This is a genomic window from Pseudomaricurvus albidus (genome assembly GCF_018863235.1).
In the GTDB taxonomy this organism is placed as follows: domain Bacteria; phylum Pseudomonadota; class Gammaproteobacteria; order Pseudomonadales; family Cellvibrionaceae; genus Pseudomaricurvus; species Pseudomaricurvus albidus.
Window position 1 is genome coordinate 135361 of record NZ_JAHKRS010000008.1, and the last position, 17227, is coordinate 152587.

Genomic DNA, 17227 nt, shown 5'->3' on the forward strand with positions numbered 1-17227 from the left:
CATGACTGCGGAAAAGCCTGCGCTCTTGTATCTGTGCCACAGAATCCCTTACCCGCCCGATAAAGGCGATAAGATTCGCTCATATCATTTGCTCCGCTATCTGGCTGAGCATTATAGCGTATCACTGGGTTGCTTTTGTGATGATCCTGAAGATCGTCAGTATATATCCTGCCTCGAAGCCCTCTGTAGTGAGGTTTTATGTCTCCCACTCGACCCTCTGATCAGCCGACTCAAAAGTCTGAAAGGTCTGCTTCGGGGAGAGGCAATTACTCTGCCTTACTATGCCGATGCTGGTATGGATAGGTGGGTAAGGGCGCAATTAGTTGAACGCAATATTAAACGTTGTGTGGTTTTTTCATCAGCCATGGCACAGTATCTGACGGGCGTCTGTAAAAAGGATCGACGGATCGTGGTCGACTTCGTGGATGTGGACTCGGATAAATGGCTTCAGTATTCAGAGACAAAATCTTTTCCCATGAGCTGGCTCTATCGACGGGAAGCAGAGAAGTTGCTTGAGTTTGAACGCGAGGCTTCAGCCTTGGCCGATTACAGCTTTTTGGTTTCGAGCGCCGAATCCCAGTTGTTTAAACGTCTTGTGCCAGGTTCGGAGCATAAAATCGGTTTCTATAACAATGGTGTCGATACTGATTTTTTTGATCCGGTACTGGATTATAAAGACCCGTACAGAAATCCAGCTCCGATTCTGGTTTTTACTGGCGCTATGGACTATTGGCCGAATGTGGATGCCGTTATCTGGTTTGTCCGCGACGTTTTTCCAGAGTTACGACGGATGGTTCCGAGTTTGATGTTTTATATTGTCGGGCGCAATCCAACCCGTAAAGTGCGCTGCCTTTCGGAGGTGGACGGTGTCGTCGTAACCGGAAAAGTTGATGATGTTAGGCCCTATTTAAAGTACGCAACCGCAGTTGTGGCTCCTCTGCGTCTCGCCAGAGGGGTACAAAACAAGGTGCTGGAAGCCATGGCCATGGAAAAGGTGGTGATGACCAGCAGTGCGGGTCTGGAAGGCATTGATGCCGAATTGGGGGCGGAGATTTTACTGACCAATTCGTTGGAGGACTACCAGGAGTTTGTACCAACTGTTCTCAAAAGCAATGCTTTTTCCATCGGCCAGGCGGCTCGTGCCAAGGTTCTCAGAGACTTCAATTGGAGCCAGACATTACCCAGAGTCGGGGAGTTCCTTGAGCAGCCAGTAGTCAGGGAGTTGGAGCATGAGTAGTGTTGCACTGGCTCAGCCGCTAAATCCTCAGTGGCGCCGGGCGTTAATGGCAGTCGGGATCTACACTTTTGTTCTGCTGGTGATCTATTGGCCCACGCTGATGTCAATGATATCCATCTGGTATCGTTCGGGGACATTTGCTCACGGATTTATTATTGCCCCTGTATCGCTTTGGTTGATTTGGCAACTCAGATTTGAACTGTCAAAAATAACACCAAAAGTACAGCCTCTGTTTATTCTTCCTATTCTTGGTATTGGGCTGTTGTGGCTGATGAGCTCCCTGGTTGATGTCATGGTCATTCAGCAGCTTTCATTTGTTTTGTTATTGATTTTGGGTGTATGTGCCCTGTTGGGGACGGAAGTGGCCCATCGGTTGCTCTTTCCCCTGGCATTTCTGCTGTTTATGGTGCCTATGGGTGAAAATCTCATACCGCCAATGATGGATTTTACCGCGTCTTCTACGGTATGGCTGATCAGACAAAGTGGCGTCCCTGTGTATCAGGAGGGATTATACTTTTCCCTGCCTTCTGGGAACTGGTCTGTGGTTGAGGCTTGCAGTGGGATACGTTACCTGATCGCTTCGGTCACTCTTGGCTGTTTGTACGCATACCTGACCTATAACTCCACAACCAAGCGTTTGATCTTTGTGGCATTTTCTGTCTTAGTGCCAATTCTGGCGAACAGTGCCCGGGCTTATTTAATTGTAATGATTGGTCATTTTAGTGATATGACCCTGGCAGTCGGAGTCGATCACCTGGTCTATGGTTGGCTTTTCTTTGGTATCATCATCTTTCTGATGTTTTTGGTTGGCAGCTTTTTCCGCGATCTGCCAAGTGCAGCGGATGACAGTATAAACGCTCATGGCAAAGCATATCAGTTTGATGCTGTTCAACCTGCTTCTGGGAAAACAAGCTCTAAGTCTTCAGCAGAAAAGTCTCAACGTCCAATATTTCTGGCTTCTCTGATAATTCTCGCTTCCTCCTCAATTTGGCCATTAATACCTTCATTACTGCCGGAAAATAAGACGGCACTGGATAATTTTTCTCTGATTCTTCCGGTAGTACCGGATGGTTGGCACTATCAGGCCAATCCCGAATGGCATTGGCGGCCATTCACTGATGGCGCAGACCTTACCCACGCAAGTTTCTACCGTAATGGTGATAGTGTGATCGGCTTGTTTATTAATCAGTATATAAATCAGGATCAAGGCAGTGAATTGGTTAATGGTCTGGATCAATGGATTATTCCGGAGATTAAAGGCCAGCAGTGGCATTTGTTGGAACAAAAAAGAACAGAGGTATACATTTTTGATCATCCCGCCTCTGTCGAGCAGGCGCGTATCAAGAATTCACAACATGAGCTGTTGATCTGGCGCTGGTACCGTATAGATGACTACGACACCTCAAGTCCTTATGTCGCTAAGCTCATGGAGGCCTTATCAAAACTGACTTTTCAACAGACAAGCTCTTCCCGAATTTATGTCGTGACTTCAGTGACCGAGTCTGTAGATCAGTCAGTCCTGCAAGCGCAGTCTTTTATGAGTCAGCTCTCACCCAAGTTAGAAGTTGTATTAAATGCACAGGGGGAGATTCATTAAATGCCACCACTGATTGCTCATATTGTTTATGCTCTGGATACTGGCGGTTTGGAAAATGGGTTGGTGAATATCATCAACCGTATGCCAAGCGATCAATTCAGGCATATGGTGATTTGTTTGACCACCAGTGGAAAATTTTCCGAGCGTATTCAAAAACCTGACGTCCCGGTCATCGAGTTAAACAAATCTCCAGGACATGATCTGGGGAGTTATAAAAGATTGTGGCAGGTGCTGCGTCAGTATCGGCCTGATATCGTCCACAGCCGCAACCTGGCGGCACTTGAAGCACAGCTGGTAACACTGGGATTACCGGGTACAAAGCGTATTCACGGCGAGCATGGTCGTGATATGAGTGATCTGGATGGCAGCAATTGGAAATATACTCTTTTTCGCAGTTTAACCCGACCGCTGATTGATCACTATATCGCCGTAAGTGAAGATTTAAAAAGCTGGTTGCTTGATAGGGTTGGCGTCAACCCTCTAAAGATCCGGCAGATTTATAATGGTGTGGATCTGACCAAATTTACCAATCAGACAAATGTCCGATCAAATCATATCCCACCCTCATTGTCTGATGAGCACAATCTTGTCATAGGTACTGTGGGTCGTTTGACCCCCGTGAAGGATCAACAGGGGCTTCTGGACGCTGTGGCTCTACTGTTGAAGCTGAATCCTTCTCTCGTGGACAGGTTACAGGTGCTGATTGTTGGTGACGGGGCGCTGCGTAATGCTCTTGAATTACATGCCAAAAAATTGGGGCTGTCGGAGCAGGTTTGGTTCGTCGGCGATAGAGAGGATGTACCTCAGCTTTTGCAGTGCATGGATATTTTTGTGCTGCCCTCTCTGGCGGAAGGTATTTCCAATACCTTGTTAGAGGCTATGGCGTGCTCACTCCCTGTCGTTGCTACCCGTGTTGGTGGAACACCGGAAATCATTACCGATGGCGAACAGGGACTGCTGGTAGAACCTCAGAATCCGGATGCATTGGTCAGGGCCTTACTGCAGCTTCTGACCGATGAGGCCTTGCGTAAGCAATATGGATCCTCAGGCAGAAAAAAAGTAGAGCGTTCTTTCAACTGGGAATCGACAGTCTCAAATTATGCAGATGTATACCTTGGTGTGTTATCGGGTCAGACACAGCGCGCCATGGAGAGACATTCATGATATTTCTCAGTCACATCTATCGCTTGATCAGGAAATGCGGCTCAGGAAACAGTACAGGGGTGTCAGGGTTAATGAAGTTACATCAATGCGGGAACAGGGATAACTCCTCATGTGCGGTATAGTCGGATTATTTGATACTCGTGGTCATAAACCCATCTCCGAGAGTTTGCTGGAGCAGATGAATTCGACTCAGTATCATCGCGGGCCGGATGGCGCTGGTGTTCATATTGAACCGGGTGTCGGCCTGGGGCACAGACGGCTTTCAATTATTGATATTGCCAGTGGCCACCAACCGCTGTTTAACGAGGACAACTCCGTTGTGGTGACCTATAACGGAGAAATATACAATTTCATTGAGTTGATGGAAGAGCTCAAGAACTGTGGCCACACGTTTAAAACACGGTGTGATACCGAAGTCATCGTTCATGCCTGGGAAGAGTGGGGCGAACGCTGTGTCGATCACTTCAGGGGCATGTTTGCCTTTGCCATATGGGACCGCAATCGCCAGCAATTATTTCTGGCCCGCGATCGCCTGGGTATTAAACCGTTATTTTATACCTTGCTTGATGATGGCTGTGTGGCTTTTTCCTCAGAGCTTAAGGCGCTGAAATGCCTGCCCAATATCGACCGTACTCTGGATCCTACAGCTATTGAGGATTATTTCTCCCTGGGTTACGTACCTGAGCCTAAAACCATTTATCAGCAAGTGAAAAAACTCAACCCGGGACACAGTCTATTGGTTGACAGGAAAGTCGATAACTCATTGCCGGCTTTTATGCCTGAACCTAAACAATACTGGGATTTGCATTGCCAGCCCTCAGAGCATAAATCTGAGGCAGACTTACAGGAAGAGCTGGTCGAGCGCATCCGTGAAGCAGTTAAAATCCGGATGATTGCCGAGGTTCCTTTGGGGGCTTTCCTTTCTGGCGGCGTGGATTCGGGAACGGTCGTTGCCATGATGGCCGAATTGAGCGATTCTCCGGTGAACACCTGCTCCATCGGGTTTGACGTTAACCGTTTTGATGAGACCGAATACGCTCAAATGGTGGCCAAACGTTATGAAACCCATCATTTCGAGGGCAACGTTGCCAGTGATGATTTCGCTTTGGTGGACCAGTTGGCCGAGTTATACGACGAGCCCTACGCTGACAGTTCCGCTATACCCACTTATCGGGTCTGTGAATTAGCCCGTAAAAAAGTGACCGTTGCCCTGTCTGGTGACGGTGGTGATGAACATTTAGCGGGTTATCGGCGTTATCGCTGGCATATGAATGAAGAGCGTTTGCGCTCCAAGTTACCGCTGGGTATACGACGGGGGGTGTTTGGTCCGCTGGGTCGATTGTATCCGAAGGCCGATTGGGCTCCTCGGGTATTCAGGGCCAAGACGACGTTTGAGGCATTAGCCCGAAGCTCGGTCGAAGCCTATTTCCATACAGTCGGCCTGACCACAGCTCAGCAACGGGAAGAGTTGTTTTCCGATAATTTTAAACGTGATCTTCAGGGCTACAGAACGCAGGATCTGTTTGAACTGTATGCTCAAAAGGCACCGACAGATGATCCTCTGACAATGATCCAATATATCGACACCAAAACCTATTTGGTCGGCGATATTCTCACCAAGGTCGACCGGGCCAGTATGGCTCACGCCCTGGAGGTTCGTGTGCCTTTGCTCGACCACAAGCTGGTGGACTGGATCTCGGGGGTATCCCCTGCGTTGAAGCTCAATGGACAATGCGGGAAATACCTGCTGAAAAAAGCCATGGAGCCTTATCTGCCCAATGACGTCCTTTACCGCCCCAAAATGGGATTTGCAGTTCCTTTGGCGGATTGGTTCCGAGGACCACTCAAACCACTGCTTAAACAGCGTCTATTGGGTGGTTTAATGGCCGATTGTGGCTACTTTAATCTGACTTTTATCGAGACATTGATCAATCAACACCAGATGCGAGTCAGGGATCACAGTACCTTGATATGGACCCTGTTTATGTTTGAGGCCTTCATGCGTAGTGAAGCGCAACTGGGAACGCCTGTACACCAATCAGAAATCAGGGCAGTTCCGGCATGAAGATTTTACATATTCTCGACCATTCCATCCCGCTACACAGTGGTTACACGTTTCGCACGCTCTCTATCCTTCGGCATCAGCGAGCGATGGGCTGGCAGACAGAGCACCTGACATCAGCAAAACATGATGTGGAGATCGGCGCAGAAAAATACATCGAACGGGAAGAGGTCGATGGTCTGCATTTTTTCCGGACCCAAAGGAAAACAGGTGGCTGGCATAATTATTCACTGGCAGAGCCTCTCAGTGTCATACGAGGGTTAACACAACGACTTCATGAGGTGGTGGATGAGGTCAGGCCGGATGTACTTCACGCCCACTCACCTGCACTCAATGGTATTGCTGCTCTGAAAGTGGGTAAAGCCCGTAACATTCCGGTTGTCTATGAATGCAGGGCTTTCTGGGAAGATGCTGCTGTGAATCATGGGACTTGCGATGCCAGAAGCCTACGCTATTTTTTAACACGCAGGCTTGAAAGCCATGTGTTTCATCGCGCGGATGCGGTGACGACCATCTGTGAAGGCTTGAGAAAAGACATTATTGCGAGGGGCGTCGACCCTCATCGAATTACCGTGATACCTAATGCTGTGGATATTGAGCGATTCCAGGTTTGTCAGGATAAACCGCAAGCGCTGATCAAACTGCACGGATTAGATAACAAGATTGTGCTGGGTTTTTTTGGTTCATTTTATGAATACGAGGGTTTGTCGTTTCTTCTGGACGCGATGCCCATGATTGTTCGTCAGAATCCATCAGTGAAACTGTTATTAGTGGGGGGTGGCCCTCAAGAAGCTATCATTCAACGAAAAGTAAAAATGTTGAAATTGGAGAAACATGTTCTGGTTTTGGGACGTGTGCCCCATGACACCATCCAGGATTTTTATAACGCTGTGGACATCATGGTGTATCCAAGATTACCCATGCGTTTAACGGATCTGGTGACTCCACTGAAGCCTCTGGAAGCAATGGCACAGGGGAAGCTGGTTGTCGCCTCTGATGTCGGAGGGCATCAAGAGTTGATTGCTGATAAAGAGACAGGTTATCTCTTCAAGGCCGGTGACCTGAATGCAGCGGCTGAAACCATTTTGACAGCCATTAAAGAACGCGATGTCTGGGGTTTCTTGCAAAGTAATGGACGACAGTATGTAGAAGGTGAGCGTAACTGGAAGGCCAGTACCGAACGTTACAATGCAGTCTATGCACCAATTTTATCGGGTGGGTTGTGATTGATCTTCTGGTGATAACAACGCTCTATCCGAATCAAAACCAGTTTCGGCATGGTATTTTTGTAGAAAACCGCATAAAAAGCCTGGTGGGATCAGGGCGGGTTAATGCTGTGGTGGTGGCTCCGGTGCCGTGGTTTCCCGGGATCTTGCTCTGGCTTTGGAATAGGCTGGGATTAACCCGCTGGTTGTCTTTGGAACAATATCAACAATACCAGAGTATTCCCCGTGAAGAGTATCGTTCAGGAATCCGGGTTATACACCCAAAGTATTTGGTCATTCCTAAAATCGGCATGTATCTGACGCCCTGGTTTCTCGCCCTGAGCGTATTGATGACGATAGTCCGTTTAAGACGTTCAGGAGTGAATTGGGATTTGGTCGATAGTCACTATTTTTACCCGGATGGGGTCGCAGTAGCACTGATATCTCGCTGGCTTAAAACGCCGTTTTGCATAACGGCCAGAGGCAGTGATATCAATTTTATCCCGGACTATTGGCTGGCCAGGAAAATGATCGTGTGGGCCGCTGGTAAAGCTGCCATAAATTTATGCGTCTCTGGTGATTTGAATAAAAAAATGATTTCCTTGGGAATGAATCCCCATAAAGTAAGGACTGTTACCAATGGCATAGATGAAACCGTATTTAGCGCACAAAGTGAGGCCGAACGAGTCGCTTTACGTAAAGAACTCGGTTTATCTCAGTATTCTGTAGCCTCTGTGGGGAATTTGATTGAATTAAAGGGGCATTACCTTTTGATTGAGGCCATTCGATCCATTCCGGATATCACGTTACTGGTTGTTGGTGAAGGTGAAGATCGTCAACAGCTGGAGAAACAGGTTATCTCGTTAAACCTGAAAGACAGAGTCCGTTTTTTAGGTAATCTGCAGCAAAGTCGTCTGGTCGAGATTTATAATGCGGTTGATCTTGTATGCCTGGCATCCAGCAGGGAAGGCTGTGCGAATGTATTGCTGGAAGCCATTGCCTGTGGCACTCCGGTTATGGCGACGGATGTGGGGGGCAATCCCGAAACGGTCAATTCAGAGGAAATTGGTCAATTAGTTCCCACAAGAACGGCCGAAGCTTTTCGCCAATCTCTTGAAGTCATAAAGCTACGTCACTTTGATCGACAGCGTATTCGAACTTTGTCGAAACGTTTCTGGTATGACACGATCAATGAGTCTTTGTTAAAGATATACCAGTCAGCATTTTCTCCTGAAAATTCTACCGAAGCCCACGGTGCGAACGTGCATGCTAAGAAATGGGAGGCTTCGAAAAAGTGAGAGACTTACTGGTAACAGCACTTGTTTTCGGATCACTGCCTTTCATCATCAAACGGCCATATATTGGTATCTTAGTCTGGTCCTGGTTGAGTTACATGAATCCCCATAGATTAACCTGGGGGTTTGCTTACAGTATGCCGTTTGCACAAATTGTGGCTTTGACTCTGATTATGGCCATTTTTATGGATAAATCCAAAAAAAGTATCCCGGTCGACAAAACGACGATAACCTGGGGGATATTTTTTATTTGGCTATCACTTTCCACGATCTTCGCCATGTACCCTTCGAGTGCGTGGTCTATGTACGATCGGATCTTTAAGATTCAACTGGTGACCGTGCTAACGATGATGCTAATGACCGATCAGAAAAAGATCGATTGGTTGGTTTATGTTATTGTTTTTTCCCTGGGTTTTTACAGCATCAAAGGCGGTATTTTTACCATATTGACGGGAGGTGCTTATCGGGTATGGGGGCCTCCTGGCAGCTTTGTCGAAGAGAATAACAGTCTTGCCCTGGCGACACTGATGGTTGTGCCATTGATGATTTACATATATCAGATTGCAACCTATAAATGGCTTAAGCCATTGATGCTATTAGCTATTTTTCTGAGTTTGGCTTCGGCTTTAGGGTCTCAATCCCGAGGGGCATTGTTGGCTATTATGGCCTTGGGCGGATACTTTTGGTTGTCGTCTTCCTACAAGATATTGACTGGCCCATTGTTAATTGTCTTGGCCATTGTAGCTTTCAATTTTATGCCAGAGACATGGCATGCCCGAATGGAAACCATACAAAACTATGAAGAAGATGCCTCCGCGATGGGAAGAATTAACGCATGGCAATATAGTATCAATGTGGCGAATGACCGTTTGTTTGGGGCGGGTCTGCAATCCTGGAAACCGGAAAGTTTCATGATGTATGCCCCTGATCCATTGGCAGTTCATGCCGCGCACAGCATCTTTTTTGGTGTTTTGGGTGACAGTGGCTGGATCGGGCTGTTTTTATTTATAACTGTATTATTGATGACTTGGGGAAACTTGAACTGGGTGATAAAAAATACAGACCAAGATAGCCATCAGGCTAAACTGGCCAAGATGATTAAGCTTAGCATCGTGGCCTACTGTTCCGGTGGCGCTTTCCTGAGTTTAAGTTACTTTGATCTTCCTTGGCATCTCTTTGCGATTGCTTTGTTAATGAGACATCAATGCACACCTGTACGTGCAGCCCGGCGGAGAAGAAACATGTTTGACTTGCCTGGCAGGAGGGGAGTGGAGTCTGAAAAACCTGACACATATGAGTCTGGCTTTAGGAAAGGTGTTTAGAGACATGGTTCAGAGCACCTTCAATTTACTGGCGACACGCCTTCTTCCCAAAGTACTTTCAGTCGAAGCCGGTAAGCGTCTTTCCATACTCGTTTATCACAGAGTACTGGATCGTGTTGATCCCATGAGACCTGGAATCCCCGATGTAATGGGATTTGACTGGCAAATGGAAGTGATTACCCGTTATTTTCAACCTCTGTCAATGATGGATGCCTTGGCCAGGCTGGATGAAGGAACTTTGCCTCCGAGGTCAGTATGTGTCACTTTCGACGATGGTTATGCGGATAATCTTATACACGCATTACCGGTTTTACAGCGTTGGAATGTTCCTGCCACAGTTTTCGTATCATCCGGTTTTTTGGATGGTGGTCGTATGTGGAATGACAGTGTGATAGAGGCGTTCACAGCATCAGATAAGACTATCTTTGAGTTGCCAGAGCTTGGTTTTGAGAAGGTTGATATTACGAAGCCTGAAACTCGAATGCAAACGTGCTACGAAGTTATTAAGCGTATTAAATACATCCAGCCTGAGCAGAGGTTGGAAAAAGTGTCCGAAATTTGTAAGGCGCTGGGAAGTCCAAAATTGCCCGATAATCTGATGCTGACTCGTGATGAGCTACGACTGTTATCTAAAGCTGGCATTGAAATTGGAAATCATACAGTTACACATCCTGTTTTGACAGCTATAGACAATCAGTCCGTTCTCCGTGAGCTGAAGGATAATACCCGGGATCTGCAGGACGTTACACAAAAGCCGGTGAAGTATTTTGCTTATCCCAATGGGATACCAAACAAGGATTTTAATGAAGAGCATAAAAATATTGTGAAGGATCTGGGTTTTGAAGGAGCTGTTACCACAGAATGGGGTGTCTCTAGCAGATCAACAGATCGCTGGGCTTTGCCCCGTTTTACCCCCTGGGATAAATCGCCACAAAGATTTGCGATGCGGATTATTATGAACATGAGATCGCTTCGATAACCTGATAACTCAAAGGAAAACCTATTACTTAATCTGCCTTTAGTACCGTGCTCTATTTTTGAGGTTTGTCCCAGTAGCCTGCAGATTGTAGTTGCTTTTTCAGGCCTTGTAGAGGGAATCCTCTGGCATAGATTTTTTTTGCATAGGAACGCGCTTCCTCATAGCGCTCCAGATCTACTAAAAGAAGGCTGAGGTTGTATAAAATCTGACCGTTTTCGGGGGCCAGTGTTTTGGCAGTATCATATTGCATCAGGGCATCAACATAGTTGTTTGTTCTGTGGAGCAATATGCCATATAACATGTAAGAGATTGCATCTTTGGGGCTGAAGTTAATTGCTCGTTGTAAATAACATTCAGCAGGAGTTGCCCCTTTGTTATAGGATTCCTTAGGTTTGGTTAAATCGTGACGAATAATAGTGTTTAATGCTCTATGATGATTGGGAAAGGCTCTGAGAGTGTAATCAAGATCCGGGATTGGGTCCTTCCCTTTGCCTTTGGCGCCACCTGTCAGTGCTTCAACATTTCGGTCGAAGTGGGCACCTTCAACCAATCTCAGGTTTTTCGCTAAACGGTTCCGTTGTAAATAGTCATATGGGCCATACCCCGATGGGCGGCCAATGCATGGAGCCCCGGTTAATGTATCTCCAACCCAGGGGGCCTCATTACTGGCAAGTGTATGCTGTGATGTAAGTGATAACATCGTGATCAGTGAAGCTAAGAAGCTCAATTTTAAGTGACGGTTATTCAGGGGCATATGAAGAATCCATCCAGTCGTGGTGAAGCTGTGAAATTAATTTGTTATCGGTGATTATAGGATACAGGAACTCAGGGGAAGACTTCTATGCCTTTAATATGTATTAATCAATTTAAGCCTGTCATTTTCTCAGTTACTCTACGGATGAATAAGAAAAATAATATATGAATAAATACAGTGCTGTAGAGTTGAATTTTATATATGGATGTTAATAAAGAAATTGCCAAAGGTTCTCTATGGATGATCTTCATGAGATTTTCTATTAAGGGGATTGGTTTGGTTAGTACGGTTATTTTGGCTAGATTGCTTCTACCTGAAGATTTTGGTGTTGTTGCAATTTCAATGTCCATATTTGCTTTTATAAAGCTTATGTGTGATACCGGTTTTGGCACTGCTCTTATTCAAAAACAAAACGCAAGCGCAGATTTATATAATACTGCCTGGACTTTGAATGTCATCCTCGGTACTACTGCTTCAGTTATCTTAATTGTCGTTTCATTTTTCGCAGACGATTATTTTGAAGACAGTAGATTAACTCCTATTCTTCAAGTGCTGGCGTTAGTATCTTTTATCGCATCTTTTGGCAACATAGGTATTGTTAATTTTAGAAAGGAAATGAACTTTAAAAAAGACTTTCAATATAATGTACTGGCCAAAGTGATTAATTTCTCAATTACAATGATCGCGGCATTCTCTTTAAAAAATTACTGGGCTCTATTAATTGGGATGCTTTCTAACAGTTTTATTAATGTGTTTTTAAGTTACAGAATGCACCCATACAGGCCGTCAATCAGTATCCGCTCCTGGAGAGAATTGCTGGGTTTTTCAATTTGGCTACAGATTAATAATGTACTGTTTTTTATTAACAATAAATCTCAAAATTTAATATTAGGTAAGTTTTCTGAGGCGGAAGAAGTAGGGTTTTACACGGTTGCTGATGAAGTGGCTACTCTTCCAAGTGTTGAACTAGTGGCTCCTATAAATAGAGCTGCATATCCAGGGTATTCCAGAGTATCAAGTAACATATCTGAACTTAGAAAAAGCTATAGCTCGGTATTTTCCACAATTTTATTGGTAGCTATTCCTAGTTCTGTGGGTATAGCAATGACAGCACCTTACCTTATTCCATTGCTTCTTGGTGATAAGTGGACTTCTTCAGTTTTACTTATTCAGATTATTTCGTTGACAAGTGTTCTGGTAGTGATGAATACCAATTCTGGTTATGTATATTTAGCATTAGGTAAACAAAGAATTACAACTATGCTTATGATTTCCAGAACTATTGTTTTTGTGTCTTTGCTGATGTACCTGGTCCCTGAACATAAGGCGCTTGGTGTTGCCTGGAGCATGGCTTTGGCAACGATAATCCTATTTCCAGCTAATCAATGGATCTTGGCGAAAAGTATCAATCTAAATTTTATTAATTGGCTGTTTTTAATTAATCGGCCTATTGTTTCATCTTTGGCGATGGCAGTTGTTGTTTATGTGGTCAATCAAATAACATTAAATAATGGATTTTCTGATCTTGTTATTTTGCTTTCAATGGTTTTTTCGGGGTTTTTTGCTTTTTGTATCAGTCTGTATTTTTTATGGATTCTAGGCGGCAGGCCTAGTGGTGTTGAGAGCTTGATTTTTTCAAATATCTTCCATCCCGGGAATATCTTAAAAGGAATTAGGTGATGAATACACCATTGGTGTTCATAGTGGGAACCCAAAGGAGTGGAAGTACTTGGTTGCAAAGCTTAATGTCGAGCTATTCTGGGATAGTTACCGCTCAAGAAACTGGTTGCTTTTCGAATTATTTATTTTTTTTGGATCGACAGTGGAGTTTTGAGATCAGTAAGTATGAAGAAAGGGGGGTGGGGTTAACTCATTTATTTGATCGTAATGAATTTATAGGTCTATGTAGACAGTTTTCTGATTCTGTTCTAATGAAGATTTCAGATGGTTGTGAAAGAATTCCAGATTATATTTTGGAAAAGACACCTCACAATGCCTTCGTTTTGGATTTTATTTTAGAGATATATCCAAAAGCTCATGTTATTCATTTGGTTAGAGACCCTAGGTCGGTTTGTGCCTCTTTAAAAGCTGCAAATAAGGGGTGGGGTAAAGCATGGGCTCCTTCGAGTTCTATCCCGGCTTCTCGTTTGTGGGAAAAGTCAAATTCTGCAGTAATGAATTCTAATTCTAGCAATATTTATCGTGTTTTCTATGAGGATTTACGTATAGATACGCGGCAGGAGCTTAAAAAAATATATAACTGGCTAGGTTTAAAAGTCGAAGATTGTGAAGTAGACCGTATTGTTGAGCTTAATGATATTGAAAATCTTAAAAAGACAAGAAAAACATCATTTGATGATACTGTAGAGCCTGAAGATTTTTTTAGGAGTGGGAAAATTTCTGGGTGGAAAGATGAATTATCCAAGTCAGATATAAGAATTATCGAATACCTGTGTAAAGGTTTAATGGAAGACTTTGGTTATCAGTTCAGTATGAATGCATACAAAAAACCATTTCGCTTGATGGCTAGGGAAAGTTTTGAGGCTCTAGAATGGCGAATTAAGAAGTTAAGCCATAAAGTCATTGGTTCTATATGAAGGTCATTTAAGTGAAATATGTTATTGGTTCGGGCTGGTGGTGTGCTCCTCCGGAAGAGGATGAGAGGGAGCTTTTGATTGGGGATGATGTGATCAGGGGGAGTGATTTTCACAAGTTATGGTATAAATCTGTTTGTGAATATACAGATCCAGAAAAGATACTGATTGTCGATAGTTGCTCACCAATTAAGCCACCTATTAATATGGATGATGATCGAGTTGAGCTCGTTAGATTAAATATAAATGCAGGTCACAATACTAATCATAAAGGTAAGTATTGTGGATGTGTTCGGGCCATGGAAATTGGACTTTTGTATACGTTAATGTGTGAGGCTGATTATTATGTATATGTCGAACAAGATGCTTTATTGTATGGTAGCGGGATAATAGAACACTGTGTCTCTAAAATGAAAAAGCCTATCATGTTTGGGTCAGGTTCTAATACTCCATGCAGGACACAACAAAGTTTTTTTATTGTAAGAAAGGATGCCATTTGGGGGTTTCTCAAGAGTTTGAATTCGATCCCTTATACAGATAGTCAAATTAACCCAGAAGAAAAATTTCATATTGCTTGCAGCCTGGTTCCAAGCATAATTCAATCATGGGTATATATGCATTCCTCCAATAACAGTTTTCTGAAATGGGTTGATTGGCAGTTTTTTAAATTTTTCCGTGGGTGGCAGGTATTGCCTGTAGATTATGGCCGAGTTAGACCCTTGGACATGAAGAGACCATTCTTTTATTTTCAGCATGGGGGGCGAGTGGAGATTGACGAGTATCTCGAATTGACAGGGTTTGAATGGAATGGCTAGTAGTACCCAAAAGCCTGGGTGGCTTTTTATTTTGCCTTGGGAATTGAATTCAATAGGTGGTGTAAGTGCAGTAGTCAAATCTCTTATTTCCGAAGTCAATGCGGACGGGACATTCCGACCTATCGTTCTAGTATCCGATTGGTCATGTGTAACTCCGGTTGTGTCTGAGTGCGAAGTTTACACAGAGATACGCTGGCGGCTCTACCCAATGGATTTGGAGTCTATAAAAGGTGTTTTTGCATTACTTTTTAAATTATCTTTATTGAAGAGACTCTTCAATAAAATATGTGACGATTATAACGTCAGTGTTTTCAATCCTCATTATCCTACCTCATCATCTTTTGTTTTTTTACTCCATAGGAATAATAAAAAGTTGAGAGTTTTGTTTTCATTTCATGGTGTTGACGTCACAAATCTGAAAAATAAATCGATTATTAATCGTTGTGTCTGGAAGTATGTTTTATCCAGATCTGATGCACTCATAACTTGCTCTAATGGGCTAAAGCATAAATTACTGAATGTGTACCCGGATTTTGTGCGTAAAAGTGTCACAGTGTATAACGGTGTTGGGAAAGATTTTAATAAAGAGATCTCAAGCTCCGTTAATTCATCAATTCGGCTGCCCTCAAAGGTTATCCTATCAGTTGGAACATTTGAGGAAAAGAAAGGACAAGATATCCTGATCTCGGCATTTTCGGATGTACACAAAAAGTTTCCTGGCTGGAATTTGGTTTTAGTGGGTAGACAAACAGCATACCTGGACAAGTATAAAGAGTTAGTCCGATGTCTTGGACTTCAGGAGGTTGTTCATTTTTATACTGATATCCTGCCTGAAGATATGCCTTCGATCTATTCCCAGTCGGACATTTTCGTATTGCCTTCCCGAATTGAACCGTTTGGTTTGGTGATTTTGGAGGCGGCTATGTCAGGTCTTCCTGTTATTGCGACTAAAACAGATGGTGCTCTTGAAATCATTGAGGATCAGAAAGATGGGATTTTAGTGGATATTGGATCAGCGCATGAGATGAGAGATGTATTAATAGGTATCATTCAATCTGAAATAGGCACAAAAAGAATGGCGTCACAGTTAAAAAGGAAGGCTGTTAGTGATTTTTCCTGGTCAAAATGTTTTCAGTCTTATATGGATCTGATAAGTAATAAGAACTCAGTAAAGTAACTTTTTAACTTGTGATTTTATTTTCTTAAGTAGTGATTTTGTATTCTGTTTTGGTGAAATTTCAACATTTTTCATGTGATCCATAAAGCGTAATTTGTCACTATTACCTTCGGTAAGATAGTTGTTTTTAATTACCTTGAACTTTTCCCTGTAGATGCTCAAGTTCTCTTCAGTGTTTGCAATAGCATTTTTTATGGATTGGGGATTGCTTAGTGAGCAGCATAATTCTTCTATTCCATTGTCGATAAATAAATTTTTTGTCTTTTTATGATAATCAAATCCAATTGTAGGTATTCCGGCTCTCATGCCAATTAATAATCCATGAAATCTCATTGAGATAACTAACTTGCTTTCTGTAAGGCTGTATAGATCCATTGATTTTGGTACATTGTTCATTCCTAGTAATGAAAGTAATTCTGCATCGTCTATAGAGCCGGAAGATTCATGTCTAGCGGATCCAAAGAAAAGTGGAAATGCTGTTAAGTTATCATGATTGTTTGCAATTTCACTGAATAGTACCTTGGCATTCCAGCTCTCTGCATCCCAGGATCTAAAGTTGATAAGGATGTTTTTTGCGTTGTCTAGATCTATTTTTGGAAGTTGATGGTTTGACCACCAATAGAGATCTGTACCCTTTACAATTTTTTCTTGATTAATAATTTCTTTAGATTCTTCATCCCTGACATGAAAATACAGTGATTTATCCACTAGATATTTGGTGTTTTCCTGAATTCTGGTGTCCTCATTTTTTGCTGAAATTCCAAGAAAAATAATAGGAGTTCTTAACCGCTTGGAAATTTCTTTTCCATGCTGGAATATGGTGTTTCCTGGCCAAATGCTTCCACCACCCACGACGACTAGGTCCGCCTGGTTCAGAAGATCAATTCCAGGAAACCACGAGGTGAAAAGCAGATTGTGCTCTTTGAATAATTCGGTTATTGAGTGCTGGAGAAGATCATCTCCGTAATTTAATTTTCCATAATAACCTATGACTACGATATTCAATTTTTCAATGTAAGAAATCAT

14 protein-coding genes are annotated in these 17227 nt (G+C 43.5%); 12 read left to right on the forward strand and 2 right to left on the reverse strand.

Translation table 11 applies throughout. The features are described 5' to 3' along the window. The first annotated feature begins 1 nt into the window (after nucleotide 1). The 8 genes from KOI40_RS13710 (at nucleotide 2) to KOI40_RS13745 (ending at nucleotide 10861) form a co-directional block, all read left to right on the forward strand. Nucleotides 2-1237, forward strand: coding sequence for a TIGR03087 family PEP-CTERM/XrtA system glycosyltransferase (locus KOI40_RS13710; protein WP_216098096.1), 1236 nt, complete (start codon nucleotides 2-4; stop codon nucleotides 1235-1237). Continuing rightward, a complete protein-coding gene (gene xrtA, locus KOI40_RS13715) occupies nucleotides 1230-2834 on the forward strand; it encodes an exosortase A (protein ID WP_216098097.1) in 1605 nt (534 codons plus the stop codon). The genes KOI40_RS13710 and xrtA overlap by 8 nt, the downstream gene beginning before the upstream one ends. Next, nucleotides 2835-3998 (forward strand): TIGR03088 family PEP-CTERM/XrtA system glycosyltransferase, encoded by a 1164-nt coding sequence (locus tag KOI40_RS13720; RefSeq protein ID WP_216098098.1) that lies wholly within the window; start codon nucleotides 2835-2837, stop codon nucleotides 3996-3998. 109 nt (nucleotides 3999-4107) lie between these two features. Continuing rightward, nucleotides 4108-6063 (forward strand): XrtA/PEP-CTERM system amidotransferase, encoded by a 1956-nt coding sequence (locus KOI40_RS13725; protein WP_216098099.1) that lies wholly within the window; start codon nucleotides 4108-4110, stop codon nucleotides 6061-6063. Continuing rightward, nucleotides 6060-7286 (forward strand): TIGR04063 family PEP-CTERM/XrtA system glycosyltransferase, encoded by a 1227-nt coding sequence (locus KOI40_RS13730; protein WP_216098100.1) that lies wholly within the window; start codon nucleotides 6060-6062, stop codon nucleotides 7284-7286. Before KOI40_RS13725 ends, KOI40_RS13730 begins: the two co-directional genes overlap by 4 nt. Next, nucleotides 7283-8563 carry a glycosyltransferase gene (locus tag KOI40_RS13735; protein WP_216098101.1) on the forward strand — a complete coding sequence of 427 codons (1281 nt, stop codon included), beginning with the start codon at nucleotides 7283-7285 and terminating at the stop codon, nucleotides 8561-8563. The genes KOI40_RS13730 and KOI40_RS13735 overlap by 4 nt, the downstream gene beginning before the upstream one ends. Continuing rightward, nucleotides 8542-9882 carry a putative O-glycosylation ligase, exosortase A system-associated gene (locus KOI40_RS13740; protein ID WP_233710268.1) on the forward strand — a complete coding sequence of 447 codons (1341 nt, stop codon included), beginning with the start codon at nucleotides 8542-8544 and terminating at the stop codon, nucleotides 9880-9882. Before KOI40_RS13735 ends, KOI40_RS13740 begins: the two co-directional genes overlap by 22 nt. Before the next feature lie 4 nt (nucleotides 9883-9886). Next, entirely contained in the window at nucleotides 9887-10861 is a 975-nt protein-coding gene (locus tag KOI40_RS13745; protein ID WP_216098103.1) for a polysaccharide deacetylase family protein, read from the forward strand. 52 nt (nucleotides 10862-10913) lie between these two features. On the opposite strand, the gene KOI40_RS13750 is transcribed toward KOI40_RS13745, so the two are convergent. Further along, on the reverse strand, nucleotides 10914-11615 hold the full coding sequence (locus KOI40_RS13750) for a hypothetical protein (RefSeq protein ID WP_216098104.1): 702 nt from the start codon (nucleotides 11613-11615) through the stop codon (nucleotides 10914-10916). A 201-nt stretch (nucleotides 11616-11816) separates the two neighbouring features. Between KOI40_RS13750 and KOI40_RS13755 the strand changes: the two genes are divergently transcribed. Genes KOI40_RS13755 through KOI40_RS13770 form a run of 4 tightly spaced genes read left to right on the forward strand, consistent with a single transcriptional unit; the run spans nucleotide 11817 to nucleotide 16201 of the window. Continuing rightward, complete coding sequence (locus KOI40_RS13755) at nucleotides 11817-13295, forward strand: lipopolysaccharide biosynthesis protein (protein ID WP_216098105.1); 1479 nt, start codon at nucleotides 11817-11819, stop codon at nucleotides 13293-13295. Then, nucleotides 13295-14212 (forward strand): sulfotransferase family protein, encoded by a 918-nt coding sequence (locus KOI40_RS13760; protein WP_216098106.1) that lies wholly within the window; start codon nucleotides 13295-13297, stop codon nucleotides 14210-14212. Before KOI40_RS13755 ends, KOI40_RS13760 begins: the two co-directional genes overlap by 1 nt. Nucleotides 14213-14223: 11 nt before the next feature. Further along, on the forward strand, nucleotides 14224-15024 hold the full coding sequence (locus tag KOI40_RS13765; RefSeq protein ID WP_216098107.1) for a hypothetical protein: 801 nt from the start codon (nucleotides 14224-14226) through the stop codon (nucleotides 15022-15024). After that, complete coding sequence (locus tag KOI40_RS13770; protein ID WP_216098108.1) at nucleotides 15017-16201, forward strand: glycosyltransferase family 4 protein; 1185 nt, start codon at nucleotides 15017-15019, stop codon at nucleotides 16199-16201. The genes KOI40_RS13765 and KOI40_RS13770 overlap by 8 nt, the downstream gene beginning before the upstream one ends. On the opposite strand, the gene KOI40_RS13775 is transcribed toward KOI40_RS13770, so the two are convergent. Then, nucleotides 16190-17227, reverse strand: coding sequence for a polysaccharide pyruvyl transferase family protein (locus KOI40_RS13775; RefSeq protein WP_216098109.1), 1038 nt, complete (start codon nucleotides 17225-17227; stop codon nucleotides 16190-16192). The two genes, KOI40_RS13770 and KOI40_RS13775, sit on opposite strands and share 12 nt — an antisense overlap.

What these genes read in the sequence shown, in the direction of transcription:
- KOI40_RS13720 (WP_216098098.1), top strand. Translation starts at nt 2,835, where the DNA reads ATGCCACCACTGATTGCTCATATTGTTTATGCTCTGGATACTGGCGGT.
- KOI40_RS13750 (WP_216098104.1), bottom strand. Translation starts at nt 11,615, where the DNA reads ATGCCCCTGAATAACCGTCACTTAAAATTGAGCTTCTTAGCTTCACTG.
- KOI40_RS13730 (WP_216098100.1), top strand. Translation starts at nt 6,060, where the DNA reads ATGAAGATTTTACATATTCTCGACCATTCCATCCCGCTACACAGTGGT.
- KOI40_RS13725 (WP_216098099.1), top strand. Translation starts at nt 4,108, where the DNA reads ATGTGCGGTATAGTCGGATTATTTGATACTCGTGGTCATAAACCCATC.
- KOI40_RS13710 (WP_216098096.1), top strand. Translation starts at nt 2, where the DNA reads ATGACTGCGGAAAAGCCTGCGCTCTTGTATCTGTGCCACAGAATCCCT.
- KOI40_RS13775 (WP_216098109.1), bottom strand. Translation starts at nt 17,227, where the DNA reads ATGATTTCTTACATTGAAAAATTGAATATCGTAGTCATAGGTTATTAT.
- KOI40_RS13745 (WP_216098103.1), top strand. Translation starts at nt 9,887, where the DNA reads ATGGTTCAGAGCACCTTCAATTTACTGGCGACACGCCTTCTTCCCAAA.
- KOI40_RS13740 (WP_233710268.1), top strand. Translation starts at nt 8,542, where the DNA reads ATGGGAGGCTTCGAAAAAGTGAGAGACTTACTGGTAACAGCACTTGTT.
- xrtA (WP_216098097.1), top strand. Translation starts at nt 1,230, where the DNA reads ATGAGTAGTGTTGCACTGGCTCAGCCGCTAAATCCTCAGTGGCGCCGG.
- KOI40_RS13755 (WP_216098105.1), top strand. Translation starts at nt 11,817, where the DNA reads ATGGATGTTAATAAAGAAATTGCCAAAGGTTCTCTATGGATGATCTTC.
- KOI40_RS13760 (WP_216098106.1), top strand. Translation starts at nt 13,295, where the DNA reads ATGAATACACCATTGGTGTTCATAGTGGGAACCCAAAGGAGTGGAAGT.
- KOI40_RS13770 (WP_216098108.1), top strand. Translation starts at nt 15,017, where the DNA reads ATGGCTAGTAGTACCCAAAAGCCTGGGTGGCTTTTTATTTTGCCTTGG.